Consider the following 15,434-nt stretch of genomic DNA (forward strand, 5'->3'; position numbering starts at 1 on the left):
AGAGGACAGAAAAAACCTGAAAAAGCGGAGCGGTCGCCTTTATCACCGGATTTTCACCTTTAGAAAGGGGAATCGAAAAAATCTGGGGATAACAGCGATTGGAAGGTTATTCTGTCATCGGAGTGGATTGTGTAAATTCTTTTGTTCAACTTTATTTTAAAGATTTTATGAAAAAGGAGAGGGTTACATGGATGCTGTTCACACCCCCATATTGCAAATGACCGGGATCACGAAACAATTTCCGGGTGTCAAGGCGCTCTCCAATGTCAGCTTTCGCCTGTTTCCGGGTGAAATTCATGCGCTGATGGGTGAGAACGGAGCAGGAAAATCAACGCTGATCAAAGTGCTCACAGGTGTGTACTCCATTGATGAGGGCATCGTGACGATGGATGATCACGCTCTGGCGATATCGGGGCCGCTCGAGGCTCAGAAAGCAGGGATCAGCACGGTGTATCAGGAGGTGAATCTGTGTCCGAACTTAACGGTGGCAGAAAATATCTATATCGGCCGGGAGCCGATGAAATTTGGCCGCATCCACTGGAAACAGATGAACAAAGATGCGGAGAACCTTTTGCGGGAAAGATTAAATCTGGTCATTGATGTGAAGGCCCCGCTGCAGACGTATTCCGTTGCGATACAGCAGCTTATTGCGATTGCAAGGGCACTCAGCATCTCGGCAAAAGTACTTATTCTGGACGAACCGACATCCAGTCTGGATAAAAATGAAGTGCAGCAGCTGTTCCAGATTATGCGCAAGCTGAAGAGTGAAGGGCTGGCGATTCTGTTCGTGACCCATTTTCTCGATCAGGTGTATGAAATGTCCGACCGTCTGACCGTGCTTCGCAACGGAGAACTGGAGGGGGAATACCTTGCCGCGGAGCTTCCGCGTATGGAGCTGGTGCTCAAGATGATTGGCAAAGAGCTTGAAGTGCTGGAAGATCTGCCAAAGCAGGTTGAGGAAGGTCATTCAGAGAAAGGCATGGGAACTGACGGTGCTGGCGACATTATGATCACCGCAGCTGGACTCGGACGGAAGGGGGCCATTGATCCGTTTGACCTTACGATCCGCAAGGGGGAAGTGGTTGGGCTCGCTGGTTTGTTGGGTTCAGGACGAACGGAGATGGCTCGACTGTTGTTTGGCGCTGATCGTGCAGATGAAGGGAAATTGACCGTTGCAGACACCGGTAACACTGTCAAGTCACCACGACATGCGATTGATCAGCATATCGCGTTCTGCTCCGAGAATCGCAAAACGGAAGGCATCATTGATGATCTGACGATCCGCGAAAACATTATTCTGGCCTATCAAGCAGCGCGAGGCTGGTCCAAGCCGATTTCTCGTAAAAAGCAGGATGAGCTGGCGGAAAAATATATGAACCTGCTGCAGATCCATCCGAAGAACCCGGAGCATCTGATCAAAAACCTGAGCGGTGGCAACCAGCAGAAGGTTTTGCTTGCGCGGTGGCTGCTGATGAACCCGAATCTGCTGATTCTGGATGAGCCTACACGCGGCATTGATATCGGGGCCAAGGCAGAGATACAGAAGCTGGTTCTGTCGCTATCCAGGCAGGGGATGGGTGTGCTGTTTATTTCCTCCGAGCTGGAGGAAGTGATCCGGGTCAGTGATCGGGTGTCGGTGCTGCGCGACCGCAAAAAGGTGAAAGAGCTGAGCGGCGATGACATTAATCAGCAGCAAATCATGAAAGCTATGGCAGGAGGTTGAGTGATGATCAGCAGAATGCGCAAACATCATTTGTTTTGGCCGTTATGTATGCTCGGTTTTCTTTTATTGTTTAACTTGCTCTACTCGCCGGATTTTTTCTCGCTTGTGTTGCGTGATGGCAATCTGTATGGCAGTTTGATTGATATTCTCAACTTTGGAGCTCCGCTCATACTCGTCTCCATCGGTATGACACTGGTCATTGCAACGGGCGGCATTGACCTGTCTGTCGGTTCCATCGTTGCCATATCGGGAGCAATGGCTTGTCTGACAATCAGCAAAGTCACAGATCAAAGCTCGCTTTGGCTTGTCCTAAGTGCGCTCGCATTATCGATCGGTCTGTCGCTTGCACTTGGCGTGTGGAATGGGGCGCTGGTATCCGTTGCCCGGATTCAGCCTATTATCGCAACCTTGATTCTGATGGTGGCTGGACGTGGCATTGCTCAATTGATTACGAGTGGACAGATTATCACGGTGTCCAATGCGCAGTATCAATACATTGGTGCCGGTTCCTTGGCCGCTTTGCCCTTCTCCATTTTTATCGTACTGACGGTATTGCTCATTGCTGTGCTGCTCACACGAAAAACGGCGCTTGGGCTGTTTATTGAATCGGTAGGCAACAATGCTCGTGCCAGCCAATTGGCGGGTATTCGCTCCAAAACCGTCATCCTCGCTGTTTATGTTTTCTGTGGTTTGTGTGCCGGTATTGCAGGCTTGATCCTCAGCTCCAATGTATCCAGTGCAGACGGAAACAATGCCGGTCTCTGGTACGAGCTGGATGCGATTCTGGCCGTTGTGATCGGAGGAACTTCACTGAATGGCGGACGTTTCTATCTGATGGGCACGGTGATCGGAGCACTGATTATTCAAACGTTAACAACCACGATCTACATGATTGGCGTACCGCCAGAGGTTACGCTTGTAGTCAAAGCCTTTGTGGTACTCGCTGTATGTTTAATTCAATCCGAAGCTTTCCGCCAAACGATGGCCGAGCGTCTCAAAAAGCGGAAGTTTCCAGCTGAGCAGGGGGTAAATCGCCATGTATCTTAACCGAAAACTTCTACCGGTCCTGGTTACCTTTGGTCTGCTCGCCGTCATGATTGCCATCGGCTCATTTCGTTATACCGGCTTCTTTTCCACACAAGTTCTGTTTAACCTGCTGATTGATAATGCATTTCTCATCATTACGGCGATTGGCATGACCTTTGTCATTGTGTCCGGGGGAATCGATTTGTCTGTAGGCTCAGTCATTGCGCTGACAACGATCATCAGTGCCAGTTTGGTGGAAAAGCAAGGCTGGTCGCCCTCGGTTGTCATTCCGATGGTGCTGGTGATGGGCGCATTGTTTGGTACCATGATGGGGGCCATTATTCATTATTTTAAAATTCAGCCCTTCATCGTCACGCTGGCAGGCATGTTTCTGGCACGCGGGCTTTGTTATGTCATCAGTACCGATACCATCACGATAACGAACTCTTTCTATACTACAGTTGCACAGGCTAAGATTTCACTCCCGGGAGGAAGCTTTGTGTCGATCAACGTGCTGCTTGCCGTCATTATGCTGCTGCTCGCCATTTTCCTTGCGCACTATACCCGCTTTGGTCGTAATGTGTACGCGATTGGCGGAAGTGAGCAATCATCAATGCTGATGGGACTTCCCGTAGCCCGTACCAAAATTCTGGTATATACACTCAGCGGCTTTTGTTCAGCGCTTGCAGGCGTTGTCTTCACATTTTATATGTTATCCGGCTACGGATTACATGCCATGGGTCTTGAGCTGGATACGATTGCTGCGGTTGTGATTGGCGGTACACTGCTCACAGGTGGTGTCGGTTACGTGGCAGGTACATTCCTCGGCGTATTGATCCAGGGCGTAATCCAAACTATAATTAGCTTCGAAGGCACACTCAGCTCATGGTGGACTAAAATTGTGATTGGTCTGATGCTGTTTGTCTTTATTTTGTTCCAGCGTCTTCTCAGTGAACGACGAAGTTCTGCCAAGTCTTTGCATTAGCTTCGGATCATTGTATAGGTCGGGTTAGTCTGTTCCATCAAGTTGGAGGAGGGAGAAATTCGTTGGGGAAAATGGCGAGCTGGTTGTTGTGTATATTGCTTCTGTTATGTCTCACGGGCTGCACAACGTATGAGTCCGAATCGAAGCCGCCTCCTGTTCCAGCAGCCGAAGAATCACTACCTTCAATAGAGGAATGGATGCAATCGGCTGAATATATGACTCCGCTCAAGAAATCAATCGTCGTCGGTTTCTCGCAGCTGGGCACAGAGAGTGCCTGGCGTATGGCGAATACGACATCGATTCAGGATGCTGCCAAGGAATCAGGTATTACGCTTATTTTGAAAAATGCAGAGCAGTCTCAGACGAAACAATTTGAGGCTGTTCGTTCTTTTATCCGGCAAAAGGTTGATGTGATTGCCATTGCGCCCGTAGTAGAATCCGGCTGGGACGACATCCTTCAGGAGGCGAAGCGTGCAGGCATTCCTGTCATTATTGTGGATCGATCCGTAGATGTTCAGGACTCCTCCCTTTTTGTAACCACGATTGGCTCGGATTTCTATGAAGAGGGCGTGAAGGCGGGGAAGTATATTCGGGATCGGCTGCGGAATGTTCCGGGAACGATTCGTGTTGCTGAACTGCAGGGAACTAGCGGCTCAACACCTTCGATCCAGCGTGGCGAGGGCTTCAGAAGCATCTTGGCTGAGAGAGATAATATTCTAATCTCGCAAAGTGCTCCTGCTGATTTTACAGAGGATAAGGGTCGGCAGGTTATGGACGGTTTTCTTCAAGTGTCGAAGGAGGAAAGGGCACAGGTTCTTTTTGCCCATAACGATGAGATGGCTTTTGGTGCGATTCAGGCGATTCAGAAGGCTGGCTTGAAGCCCGGCGAAGATATGATCATTGTATCGGTAGACGGTTCCCGCAAAGCGCTGCGAATTCTGGCCGATGGGCAGATTAACGCGGTGGTTGAATGCAACCCGCTGCTGGGGCCGCAGCTTATGCAGGCAGCCAAAGAGATTATTGCAGGGCGTACACTGCCCAAACGTATGGTGCCCCGGGAGGATATTTTCACCCAGGAAAGTGCCAGCCGTGAGATGCTTCATCGCAGATTCTAGGGCGTGTCTGAAAACGCTGAGGAGGAGTGCTCGTATGATTATCATGATTAATGGCGCCTTTGGTGCGGGAAAAACTTCAGCTGCAGCAGCACTGCAGCCCAAAATTGCTAACTGCATGGTCTATGACCCGGAAGAGATCGGTTATATGCTTCGCAAGCTGCTTCCAGAAGAACATCGGGAGGAGCAGGAGCGTACTGACGATTTTCAGGATATCGAGCTGTGGAGAGTTTTGACGGTAAAGATCGCCAGAGAGGTGAAGCAGAAATACAATAAACATCTCATCATTCCCATGACCATCTATAAAAAAGAAAACTTTGATTACATCTACAATGGGTTGAAGGAAATGGATCAGGATCTGCATCATGTTTGTCTGACAGCCTCTTTAGATACAATATATGAGCGTCTCGCCAAGCGCGGGGATCCATTCGGCGGCTGGCAATATCAACAAGCTCCCAAGTGTGTTGAAGCGTTCAAGGCGGATGTATTCGAAACCCGTATTTGCACCGATCAACTGGACACTGGCGATGTGATTGATATCATTCTGGAGAAAGTGAAGGGTTGAGATGGAGAAATCGCATATCTGGCGAATCTGGTCAGGTCTTTCCCATTTCTCCAAACAGTTGCAGATGAATAAGCAAGAGTTTCAGAAGTAAATCATGCTGAGGGCGGATAGACCAGGATAAAGTTTAGCAGTACAATAGGATGTAAGGAATTGGAATGAAAGTGGCTTGTCTGGGTGTTTTTGAATGCGATTTCATCTAAAGGAGGCTGTGCATTGTCCGAATATTACTGGGATCAGCAAATTGAATACCTGAGGAAGACACGTTGGTTATATTATAACGATGACTATTTGGAATTTCTGGTTCAAAGAGTCTGGAAGATTGAGAAAGCTGTACATATCATTGATTACGGATGCGGTTTCGGGTATATGGGCTTGAAGCTGCTTCCACTCCTGCCAGAGGGGTCAAAGTACACGGGTGTAGATAAAGGAACAGAACTGATCAAACATGCTAAAGAAATCTATGAACAAATGCCTTATCAAGCCGACTTTATTGAGGGCGACATGGAAACGATGCAGGTGGATTGTGCTTACGACATAGCGATGAGCCATGCTTTTTTATTACATATGCCGGAACCTAAATCGATCTTGGAGAAGATGATTGGCAGTGTGGTAGATGGAGGCAGAGTTATCTGCTTTGAGCCGCATTGGATTGCAAACATGTCGAGTTGTGCGCTCGAAGGTGTGCAGCAGTCCAGCATTATGCATTTGGGCACGCTCCAGAAGATATATGAGCAGGATGCGATCCGAAGCGGTAAAGATGGAAACATCGGCATGAGCATTCCCGTTCTCTTGAGTCAATTAGGGGTTAGAGGGGTGGAGTGTCGAGTAAGCGATCGGGTTAACTTTCTGGATCAACATATGGCTGATGCGGACAAGCAGAGACTGGTTCATGCTTTAAAAGAAGAAGGATTAGGTGCAATGCCCGGTAACCGGCCCGATGTTATTGCCCAGCTTGTAGACCGGGGATTGACTCTCGAAGAGGCCAATCAACAATACGATGCAGAAGAGAGATTCGCGAGAGAGTTTAATGAAAATGTGTGCATGACCTATGCTCCGAATATGAAAATCACGAGTGGAATCGTAGCACGATGAATGAAAAATCTAAAGCATGGAGGAGATATCTTTGATTTATCGCAGGAAAACGTATATTGTTGCCTCTACTTTTGTAGATGAATTTAATGCGCTTTTCAATGATATCTTGCTGCCTGCGCAACTGAAATACGGAGCCCGTTTAATTGGCCGATGGCATACGCAGCTGGATGAAGAGAGCAGTGAAATTTTTGCGATGTGGGAATACGATACGCTGGAACAATATGAGGAGATTGAACGAAAGATCAAAGCGGATCAAAAACATGTAAGGCGAGTGCAGGAGCGATACGACCAGCTTGGAAGACATCGGTATGCCGAAGTATTTCGGCAGGAGATTCAGCAGCAGTTTTTTACCTCGACGGTGGATCGGGAGCGAACAATTCTTGAATGAGATTATACAACAAGGAGTGGTGGGAGTATGGAGACAGAACGACTGGTGTTTCGCGAATATACCAAAAATGATTTCGAACATCTGTATACGATGACAAGCGAGCCCAATGTAATGAAGTATATCCGGCACGGTGGTCCATGGACAAAGGAAGAGACGATGCAAACGCTGGAGAAATTTATCCAAAGGAATGAATCGGGAATAGGGCTTTTGCTGGCTTTTAAAAAGGAAGATAACCAGCTTGTTGGGACATCAGGACTCATACCACAAGTGATTGAAGGCAAGGAGGAGCTTGAAGTCGGTTATTGGGTGCGAGAGCAGTATTGGGGACAGGGTTATGGGTACGAGCAAGCCAATGCGTGGAAGGAACAGGGTCTAAAGCTGGGGCATAAACGTTTGATTTCTCTAATCCAGCACGGAAACGCAGGTTCAATGCGCATCGCGCAAAAAAATGGCATGGTTCATGAGAAGGATGTCGACATCATTGGGAAACAGGTGGCGGTATTTTCACTAGAGGTGTAACACACAATGAAAATTCGGATTATTGGCGCCTGTGGTAGCGGAAAATCAACCTTAGCGAGAACTTTATCTCGTAAATATGGTATCACCTGCCACGAACTGGACAATCTGATCTGGGACAGAAACGCAGTGAATTTGAGATACCCTGAAAAGGTGAGAGACCAAGCCTTGCAAGCCATTGTGAGTTCGGAAGCATGGATTATTGAAGGTGCTCAGCTTGAAGCCTGGACTTCTCCATCTATTCTGGAAGCGGATTTGGTGCTGATGCTGCATCCCCATGTGATGGTGAGAGATTATCGGATTGTTAGAAGGTTTGTGCTCTCCAGAACAGGCTTGCAAGCATGGAATTATAAGCAGACCTTCAGCAATCTGTGCAAAATGATTGTGAAATGGAATCATCAATATCCTGTTCAGGATGTCATCGAGATGACGAGTCGATACGGCAAGAAAGCAATTATGATTACGAATACCAAGCAAGCTATAGAAGAGATCGAAAGTACATATAAGCCTGCATCAGGCAAGCACTAAACTTTTGAGATAAGGAGATCACATGAAAACTAACATCGTCCAGATTCAACCCGTTACCCGAGATAATTGGGAACAGGCGCTGCAAATTTCATTGCATGAATACCAGACACATCGGGTTCCAAGTGTGATAGAGGGTCTCGCATATGCATATATCAAACCGTGGGATGAAGCATTTGATCCTTACGTTTTGGAGCTGGGAGGCCAAGTATTTGGGTTCTTTTATTTAAGCTATACACCTGAGAGTGCAGATAACTACTGGATTGGTGGCTTTCAGCTGGACAGGGCGTTTCAAGGCCAAGGCATGGGTAAACGAGCACTAGGAGCAGTAATTGATTTTATTAAAAAAGAACATCCGTTATGCCGTGTTATTTCACTAACGGTTGAAAGAGATAACGTAACTGCTCAACGTTTATATACAGCCATGTCATTTATAAGTGAGAATAAGTTCAATTTCAACGATGAGATTATTTATCGGCTGCAAGTAAATTAAATCCAATCAAATCCATCTCTTTTTATCAAAGCCAGGGAAGTCGGATAACTACAGATGTGGATGAAGAATTGTTTGCCAAAGAGCCCAAGGATGTTCACATGATAAAGGAGCTGGATTCATGACAACTGTTGGTAGAAGGAGAGACTATGCGAAAAAAGATAGCTAGAGCCATGAAGTATACCTTCCTTACCATGATAGGAATTCTAGCCGTTGCGCTTCTTTTTCCTACCTGGACACCAGGTATCCAAGGAGAGAATAGTGTAAGCAGACTTGAGCAGATTGATATTAACGGTACAGGGCATGAAGTCATGATTAGAGGAGCGGACCGAAGTAACCCGGTGCTGCTTTTTGTTCATGGGGGGCCGGGCTGCTCCGAGATTCCATATGTCCGAAAATACCAGCGTGAACTGGAGAAGCATTTCACCATTGTGCATTATGATCAACGCGGGAGCGGCAAGTCTTATCATTTTACAGAAGACTACTCAAACCTGACAACAGATATGCTTGTCGACGATTTGATTGCTTTAACGAAGCATGTCACAGAGGATCTGCAGCAGGATAAGGTCGTGATCATCGGACACTCTTTTGGTACATACATTGGCATGAAGGCGGTTGCGAAGGCACCTGAACAGTTCCAGGCTTATATTGGTATCGGACAGATGGGGGATACCGTTCAGAGTGAGATTGAAACGTTAGATTACACGATAAAACAGGCAAGCACGGCTGGCAATACGGAAGATGTGCGTGAACTGAAGCTCTTGCGAAATACTATTCATCAGGGAGAAGGGCTTACTCCAAGAACCTTTGTACAAAAGTATGGTGGATCGGCCAGACAAATCAACGAGAACGGTGACTATGCTGCCGGCTTTCTCTTCGGACCGGAGTATAACGGACTGGATGTCATACGCTTTTATACAGGAATTCTTCAATCCCAAGACGGTCTCGTGCGAGAAGCACTGGAGCAGCCTTTGCCCGGGCTGGTAGATGAGGTTCACATCCCGGTGTATTTCCTGATGGGTCAACATGATTACATGACAACGTTGAAAGAGGCTGACGTTTACTTAAACAAGCTGAAAGCTCCCGAGAAGGAGCTGATTGTTTTTCATCATTCTGCGCATTATCCGCAATTCGAAGAAAATGATAGATTTACCTCTTGGCTGTATGAGCATTTCAGATCGAGTTAAAAAAGGTGTAGTAACCTGTCTAAATAGACAAAAATATGCACTTTATTTTCCATAATTGTGTTATTATGTTTTTAGCGAACCGCTTTTTCGCTTATTGATCGATATCGTTGAGAAGGGAGGATTGCGTCTTCGTTTCACATGCTAAACAGAGTTTAGAAGTTTCGTTAGACTAGAGCAACGGCACTGCTTGTTAACCAATAAAATAAGCGGAGGTTAGGTTATGACGAAAACGTTTAAAAGATTCAGCATTGCCAGTCTAGCACTGCTCTTTATGGCTACAGCGGCATTCGCTGGTTGGAGCAACAAGGCATCGGCAGCGGATATGAGGTCGTTAACCGCGGCTCAGATTACAGCAGAGATGGGTGCAGGCTGGAATCTGGGCAATCAGCTGGAAGCTACGGTAAATGGCACACCGAATGAAACGTCATGGGGCAATCCTACGATCACACCTGAACTGATCAAAAAGGTAAAAGCGGCAGGGTTCAAAACGATTCGTATTCCCGTTTCTTATCTGAATTATATTGGAAGCGCTCCCAACTATACAGTGAATGCGGCATGGCTTAATCGTATCCAGCAGGTCGTGGATTACGCCTATAATGAAGGACTTTATGTTGTCATTAATATGCATGGCGACGGATTTCACTCGATTCCGGGTTCATGGCTGCATGTGAACAGCAGTAATCAGAGCGTGATTCGGGACAAGTATCAAAAGGTATGGCAGCAAGTTGCTACCAAGTTCAGCGTGTATAATGAGCGTCTCATTTTTGAATCCATGAATGAGGTATTTGACGGTAATTATAACAACCCGAATACGTCGTATTATAGCAACCTGAATGCATATAATCAGATTTTTGTAGATACGGTTCGGAAGACAGGTGGCAACAACAATGCCAGATGGCTGCTTGTTCCAGGCTGGAACACAAACATTGATTATACGGTAGGTAATTACGGCTTTGTAGTTCCAACGGATAACTTCCGTTCCTCCGCGATCCCTAGCTCGCAGAAGCGCATCATGATCTCGGCGCATTACTACTCTCCATGGGATTTTGCAGGTGAAGAGAATGGTAACATTACGCAATGGGGAGCAACAGCGACCAATCCTGCCAAACGCTCAACATGGGGACAGGAGGATTATCTGGACTCCCAGTTCAAATCCATGTACGACAAGTTTGTAACGCAGGGCTATCCGGTTGTGATGGGAGAGTTCGGCTCCATTGATAAGTCTTCCTATGACTCCAGCAATAATAACTATCGTGCAGTGTATGCCAAAGCGGTTACGGCTACAGCCAAAAAGTACAAGCTGGTTCCTGTTTATTGGGATAACGGGTATAACGGACAGCATGGATTTGCGCTGTTTAACCGATTCAACAACACGGTGACACAGCAAAATATTATCAATGCCATTATGCAGGGAATGCAGTAATTGCATTAGCCCCGCAGTAGGAATTGAGCGGCATGTTCCTATCAAAAATAGGAGTATGCCGTTTTGAATTGTGTCGGGTTACAACAAGCGTCTGATCAAGGCGTTTCTGCCCATGAATTTTACACAAGCCTCAAGCAGAATTCACGAAAAGCCACACATCCATCGTTATACTTAGTTTTGCTTTGATCTAGCGAACTTTAAGGATTGGGTGGTAGGCAGAATGTTGAAGAAACGTGAACTGCATGAATGTCAATCGCTGTACAATTTGATGATGGACCCCGCAGTTTCTCCTTATGTTCGTTACGTATGTCAGTCCCAGGAAGAGATGATGTTTTTAACCCGGCAGTTGATTGCGGAAGAAGAGCAGGGAACCGTCATTTCACGCACGATTCTGAATGAGACAGGTACGGCCATCGGTACAATTGATCTGTATCACATCGTGAATCACACCGGATTTCTGGCAACATGGATCGGTGCGCCCTATTTCGGGAACGGGTACAGCCAGCGAGCGAAGTCGGCTTTTTTGACAGAACTGTTTCTTGAGCACGGAATGCAGACGGTTTTTATGAAAATACGCAAGCAAAATGTCCGTTCCCGCAAAGCGGTGGAGAAACTGCCTTATGTCAGTCTCGCTCATGACCTGTATCCGGAAATCGTCAGGAACATGAATATGGAGCAGCCTATATTTGATCTATATCATGTAGACAGGGACTCATTTCTCGCCAGCGGACTGGAGTCGCAGCACATGATGGTGACGTAAACTTTTAATCACAAGATGTAACGGACAGGTATACGTTGAAAAAAAGTACATCAGCGCCGTCAGCGATGACGACGCTGTTTGATATGCAGAAATAAGGCATTTTTGTAGTCCGTTGAATTCACGAATGGAAGAAGATGGATTATACTAAGGAGAGTTGGATGAAGGAGAGGATTAGGTTGACAAGCAATATATGGATTCCCATCGATCACATTCAGGATCAAGAGCCAATCTGGGCAGGAACGAGAATACGAATGTTTGAGTTTTCCCCGAACGGAGTTGAGCAGAACGAACAGAAGCAAAACAAGGCAGAGCATTCAGAGCAGTACACGGAATATTTGCTTTCTTACATACACGGCAATTCGGATGAGCTTCAGTTGACCTGTTTGACACAGGGGGAGGCGGGCAATATCGGAGCAGTTGTCTCCAAGGACCTGCCGAACCATTATACTTTGGCTCAAACGTTAAAAGCCATGTTGGCGGGAACGTATAGCGAAGTGCTTTTTGAATAAAACAGATCATAGATGTGGGAGGTTTTACCTTTTGAATCAGATGAACAAGATTTTAGGTGTTGTATTGATGATTGCAAGTGTGTTTATATCCACGCTGGAGCGCATATCGGTGAGATTGTCGGCTGCACTGGTAGAAGCGGGAAGCGGCTCGGAGCAAGGTCTGCGGGAGGTAACCCGGACGGTCGATGTGCCTACAGGACTGTTAGTGTATTTCATGTTTTTTGTCGGATTTGTTCTATTGGTTGCCGGTTTCCCTGGGAGTTACAAGAGGAAGGATCGAGGATAGATGGAAGCAGGAAATGACCGAGGATGGATGGTAGCAGGAAATGGCTGAAGAATCGCATGAAAAGGAGGGATTTGCCTGTCTAAACATCAGGAGGAACGGATGGCAGGAGGGAATGTGAACGAAGTCGTACGTGTTGGAGAGACGGTGCGCCGGAGCGCAAAGCCGAATGAGTATGCGAATGAACTGTTGTTGTTTCTGGAAAAGCAGGGCTTCCATCAAGCACCGCGATACCTTGGTATGGATGAGAAGGGAAGGGAGATGCTTTCTTATCTGGAGGGAGACGTGCCAGGTGATGATTATCCAGAGATGGATGCATATATGTGGTCAGACGAAGCATTGATTGCAGCTGCTCAACTGTTGAGAACATACCACGATGCAACGGCTAGTTTTACAACGAGGGCTCAGCCGGGCAATCGGTTTCCGGGGATGCAGGTCTTGAAAAAAGGACTGGAAGTTGAAAATACTTGGTTAGTGGGAACTGAGTTGGAAGCGGAAGTGGTCTGCCACAACGATTTTGCCCCGTACAACCTGGTTTTCAGGAATGGTTTGCTGCAGGGAGTGATTGATTTCGATATGGCTGCTCCGGGTCCGCGGTTATGGGATATTGCTTACGCCCTGTATACGTGTGTTCCGCTGGCGAGTTTTTCACCTTTGTCTTCAGGTCATGGGAAGGCTGTTACATCCTATAATGAAGAGAGCCACGCATCTATTCGGAAAAGACGAATCAAGCTGTTTATGGATGCCTATGGAATGAAGGTTCCACCGAATATGAATAATTGGGTACTGTCGCGTATTCGCTTTATGTGCAGAACATTAGAGGAGCGCGCGGCGGCTGGAGATGCTGCCTTCGTTAAGATGGTTGAAGAAGGTCATTTGGCTCACTATGAGCAGGAGGTGCTTTTTCTGGAGCAGCATTGGCAGGATTGGACATGAATTTCTTCTAACGATTTCAGATGACGCTATTGGCTCTCGTTTGGCTCTGCTGGGAGTGTAACGAATCTGAGCGACGTTATTTGTCAAATTAGCTTATTTTGATAGGATTGAAGCTGCTTTTTGGTAGAATAGCGCTTCTGAGATTCGTTACATTTTTAAAGCGTTTCATAAAGGGCAAATAAGGCTTGTAGGAATCGTTAGAGCAAAATCTAAAGCTTCCTCAATACAAGCGGACTCTCTTCGTATATAATGAAAAGGAATTCTACATTATTAGTAACTACATAACTATTGCGAGGTGCACACAGACTTATGCCAACCATCTATGACTTCACCGTAACCCGAACCAATGGAGAGCGTTTTCCGCTCTATCAATATGAAGGCAAGCCTGTATTGATTGTGAACACAGCAAGCAAATGCAAATATACGCATCAATTCGATGACATTCAGAAGCTTTATGATGAGTACAAAGACCAGGGCCTGCAAATTATCGGTTTCCCATGCAACCAGTTTGCGGAGCAGGAGCCAGGCAGCAGTGCAGAAGCGGAGTCTTTTTGCCAGATTAACTACGGGGTGAAATTCCCGATGTTTGCCAAGCTGGATGTGAATGGCGAGTCAGCGCATCCGCTGTACGACTTTTTGAAAAAGTCAGGTCCGTTTGCCGGCTTTGACGAGAGCGACATTCAGGCCAAGCTGCTCAAGCTGATGGTTGCGGATAAAGCACCAGAGTGGCTGCATGGCGATGCAATCAAATGGAATTTCACGAAATTCCTGATTGATGCGGAAGGTCAAGTGGTTCGGCGGTTTGAACCGGTTGCACCTATGGATGAGATCAAAGCAAGCATTCAGGAGCTGTTATAAAAAAGGTAGTCTGTCAGCGGGGGGAGTGAAGCATAATATGATTCCCGCTTTCGTTATGGACAGGAGGTGATGACGTGCCCAGCATGATGCAGTTTACTGCGCCACTAGCGTATACCTACCGAGCTACAAGTCAGTTTGACCCTGGAAAGTCCGACGGTTTCCATTCACATCCGCATTATGAAATTTATTATTTTCATGAGGGAGAGTGCACTTACATTATCGGGGATCGGGTATACAACCTGGAGCCGGGTGATCTGGTGCTCATGCATGGACTGACACTGCACCGGCCGCATCCCAAAGCTGGCAAACCGTATGTCCGGACCACCCTTCACTTTGATCCTTCCGCTGTACGCAGCAGTTTGCACCCGGATCGCATTCAGGAGGTGCTGAAGCCATTTGATGAGCTCGGTAATTGTCGGGTAAATCTTACTGGGGAGATTCGTTCAGAGTTTGAAGCGCTGCTGCAGGATTTGCATCAGTTATCCCGTCACCCTTCCAAGTTCAGAGAAGAGCGTATGCATATCCGGGTATGTGACCTGCTGTATTGTGTGGCGGAAATCTGTCAGGGACATGTGCAGGAACAACGTGTATCGTCGGAAAAAGAACGGCATGTCCAGCATATTATTCGATATGTAGATACCCATTATATGCAGGATATCGGGCTTGATGATCTGGCACAGGAGCTGCATCTGTCCAAGCCCTATCTGGCAGGTATGTTCAAAGAAATGACGGGGCTGACGATTTTTAAATATTTGTATGATCGGCGTATCAATCAGGCCAAGCTGCTGTTTCAGTTTCAGCCAGAGATGAGTGTGACGGAGGCCAGTCGATTGGCCGGTTTCAAGCGTTTGTCTCATTTTAGCCGAATATTCAAACAGAGTGTGGGATGTTCTCCTGATCTGTATCGAAGCCAGCTGCACCGCCAAATGTAATGACAGAACAGTGCCAAAACAAAGCTTCAAGTGTAGATTAATCGTTATATTACTTCAAAGTCGACCAGCATGTGGGGTCGGCTTTTTTAGTTGCATTTTCACAATCAGAACCAATAACGACCAT

18 protein-coding genes are annotated in these 15,434 nt (G+C 46.8%); all 18 read left to right on the forward strand.

Going from position 1 to position 15,434, the window contains the following annotated elements; all coding sequences use genetic code 11:
- The first annotated feature begins 187 nt into the window (after positions 1–187).
- The 18 genes from HNR77_RS16680 (at position 188) to HNR77_RS16765 (ending at position 15,310) form a co-directional block, all read left to right on the forward strand.
- Positions 188–1,723, forward strand: coding sequence for a sugar ABC transporter ATP-binding protein (locus tag HNR77_RS16680; protein ID WP_184186585.1), 1,536 nt, complete (start codon positions 188–190; stop codon positions 1,721–1,723).
- A 3-nt stretch (positions 1,724–1,726) separates the two neighbouring features.
- Positions 1,727–2,770, forward strand: a complete 1,044-nt coding sequence (locus HNR77_RS16685; protein WP_221443884.1) for an ABC transporter permease — start codon at positions 1,727–1,729, stop codon at positions 2,768–2,770.
- Complete coding sequence (gene yjfF, locus HNR77_RS16690; RefSeq protein ID WP_184186589.1) at positions 2,760–3,734, forward strand: galactofuranose ABC transporter, permease protein YjfF; 975 nt, start codon at positions 2,760–2,762, stop codon at positions 3,732–3,734. The genes HNR77_RS16685 and yjfF overlap by 11 nt, the downstream gene beginning before the upstream one ends.
- Positions 3,735–3,805: 71 nt before the next feature.
- Positions 3,806–4,849 carry an ABC transporter substrate-binding protein gene (locus HNR77_RS16695; protein WP_184186852.1) on the forward strand — a complete coding sequence of 348 codons (1,044 nt, stop codon included), beginning with the start codon at positions 3,806–3,808 and terminating at the stop codon, positions 4,847–4,849.
- A 34-nt stretch (positions 4,850–4,883) separates the two neighbouring features.
- Positions 4,884–5,411: an AAA family ATPase gene (locus HNR77_RS16700; RefSeq protein WP_184186592.1), complete on the forward strand. Its 528-nt coding sequence runs from the start codon at positions 4,884–4,886 to the stop codon at positions 5,409–5,411.
- Between the two features lie 213 nt (positions 5,412–5,624).
- Positions 5,625–6,503, forward strand: a complete 879-nt coding sequence (locus HNR77_RS16705; RefSeq protein ID WP_184186595.1) for a class I SAM-dependent methyltransferase — start codon at positions 5,625–5,627, stop codon at positions 6,501–6,503.
- A gap of 31 nt (positions 6,504–6,534) precedes the next feature.
- Positions 6,535–6,891: an NIPSNAP family protein gene (locus HNR77_RS16710; protein ID WP_184186598.1), complete on the forward strand. Its 357-nt coding sequence runs from the start codon at positions 6,535–6,537 to the stop codon at positions 6,889–6,891.
- Positions 6,892–6,918: 27 nt separating this feature from the next.
- A complete protein-coding gene (locus tag HNR77_RS16715) occupies positions 6,919–7,410 on the forward strand; it encodes a GNAT family N-acetyltransferase (RefSeq protein ID WP_184186601.1) in 492 nt (163 codons plus the stop codon).
- 6 nt (positions 7,411–7,416) lie between these two features.
- A complete protein-coding gene (locus tag HNR77_RS16720) occupies positions 7,417–7,935 on the forward strand; it encodes a P-loop NTPase family protein (RefSeq protein ID WP_184186605.1) in 519 nt (172 codons plus the stop codon).
- A gap of 22 nt (positions 7,936–7,957) precedes the next feature.
- Positions 7,958–8,425, forward strand: a complete 468-nt coding sequence (locus tag HNR77_RS16725; RefSeq protein ID WP_184186608.1) for a GNAT family N-acetyltransferase — start codon at positions 7,958–7,960, stop codon at positions 8,423–8,425.
- Positions 8,426–8,616: 191 nt separating this feature from the next.
- Complete coding sequence (locus HNR77_RS16730; protein ID WP_260410606.1) at positions 8,617–9,609, forward strand: alpha/beta fold hydrolase; 993 nt, start codon at positions 8,617–8,619, stop codon at positions 9,607–9,609.
- Between the two features lie 220 nt (positions 9,610–9,829).
- Positions 9,830–11,032 carry a glycoside hydrolase family 5 protein gene (locus HNR77_RS16735; protein ID WP_184186614.1) on the forward strand — a complete coding sequence of 401 codons (1,203 nt, stop codon included), beginning with the start codon at positions 9,830–9,832 and terminating at the stop codon, positions 11,030–11,032.
- Between the two features lie 220 nt (positions 11,033–11,252).
- Complete coding sequence (locus tag HNR77_RS16740; protein ID WP_184186618.1) at positions 11,253–11,792, forward strand: GNAT family N-acetyltransferase; 540 nt, start codon at positions 11,253–11,255, stop codon at positions 11,790–11,792.
- A 176-nt stretch (positions 11,793–11,968) separates the two neighbouring features.
- On the forward strand, positions 11,969–12,301 hold the full coding sequence (locus HNR77_RS16745; RefSeq protein ID WP_184186623.1) for a hypothetical protein: 333 nt from the start codon (positions 11,969–11,971) through the stop codon (positions 12,299–12,301).
- Between the two features lie 31 nt (positions 12,302–12,332).
- Positions 12,333–12,587 carry a hypothetical protein gene (locus HNR77_RS16750; RefSeq protein ID WP_184186626.1) on the forward strand — a complete coding sequence of 85 codons (255 nt, stop codon included), beginning with the start codon at positions 12,333–12,335 and terminating at the stop codon, positions 12,585–12,587.
- Positions 12,588–12,686: 99 nt separating this feature from the next.
- Positions 12,687–13,520 carry an aminoglycoside phosphotransferase family protein gene (locus HNR77_RS16755; protein WP_184186629.1) on the forward strand — a complete coding sequence of 278 codons (834 nt, stop codon included), beginning with the start codon at positions 12,687–12,689 and terminating at the stop codon, positions 13,518–13,520.
- A 309-nt stretch (positions 13,521–13,829) separates the two neighbouring features.
- Positions 13,830–14,378, forward strand: coding sequence for a glutathione peroxidase (locus HNR77_RS16760; RefSeq protein WP_184186632.1), 549 nt, complete (start codon positions 13,830–13,832; stop codon positions 14,376–14,378).
- Between the two features lie 83 nt (positions 14,379–14,461).
- Positions 14,462–15,310, forward strand: coding sequence for an AraC family transcriptional regulator (locus HNR77_RS16765; protein WP_221443889.1), 849 nt, complete (start codon positions 14,462–14,464; stop codon positions 15,308–15,310).
- The last annotated feature ends 124 nt before the right edge of the window (positions 15,311–15,434 follow it).

The organism is Paenibacillus sp. JGP012, assembly GCF_014203995.1.
GTDB lineage: Bacteria > Bacillota > Bacilli > Paenibacillales > Paenibacillaceae > Paenibacillus > Paenibacillus silvae.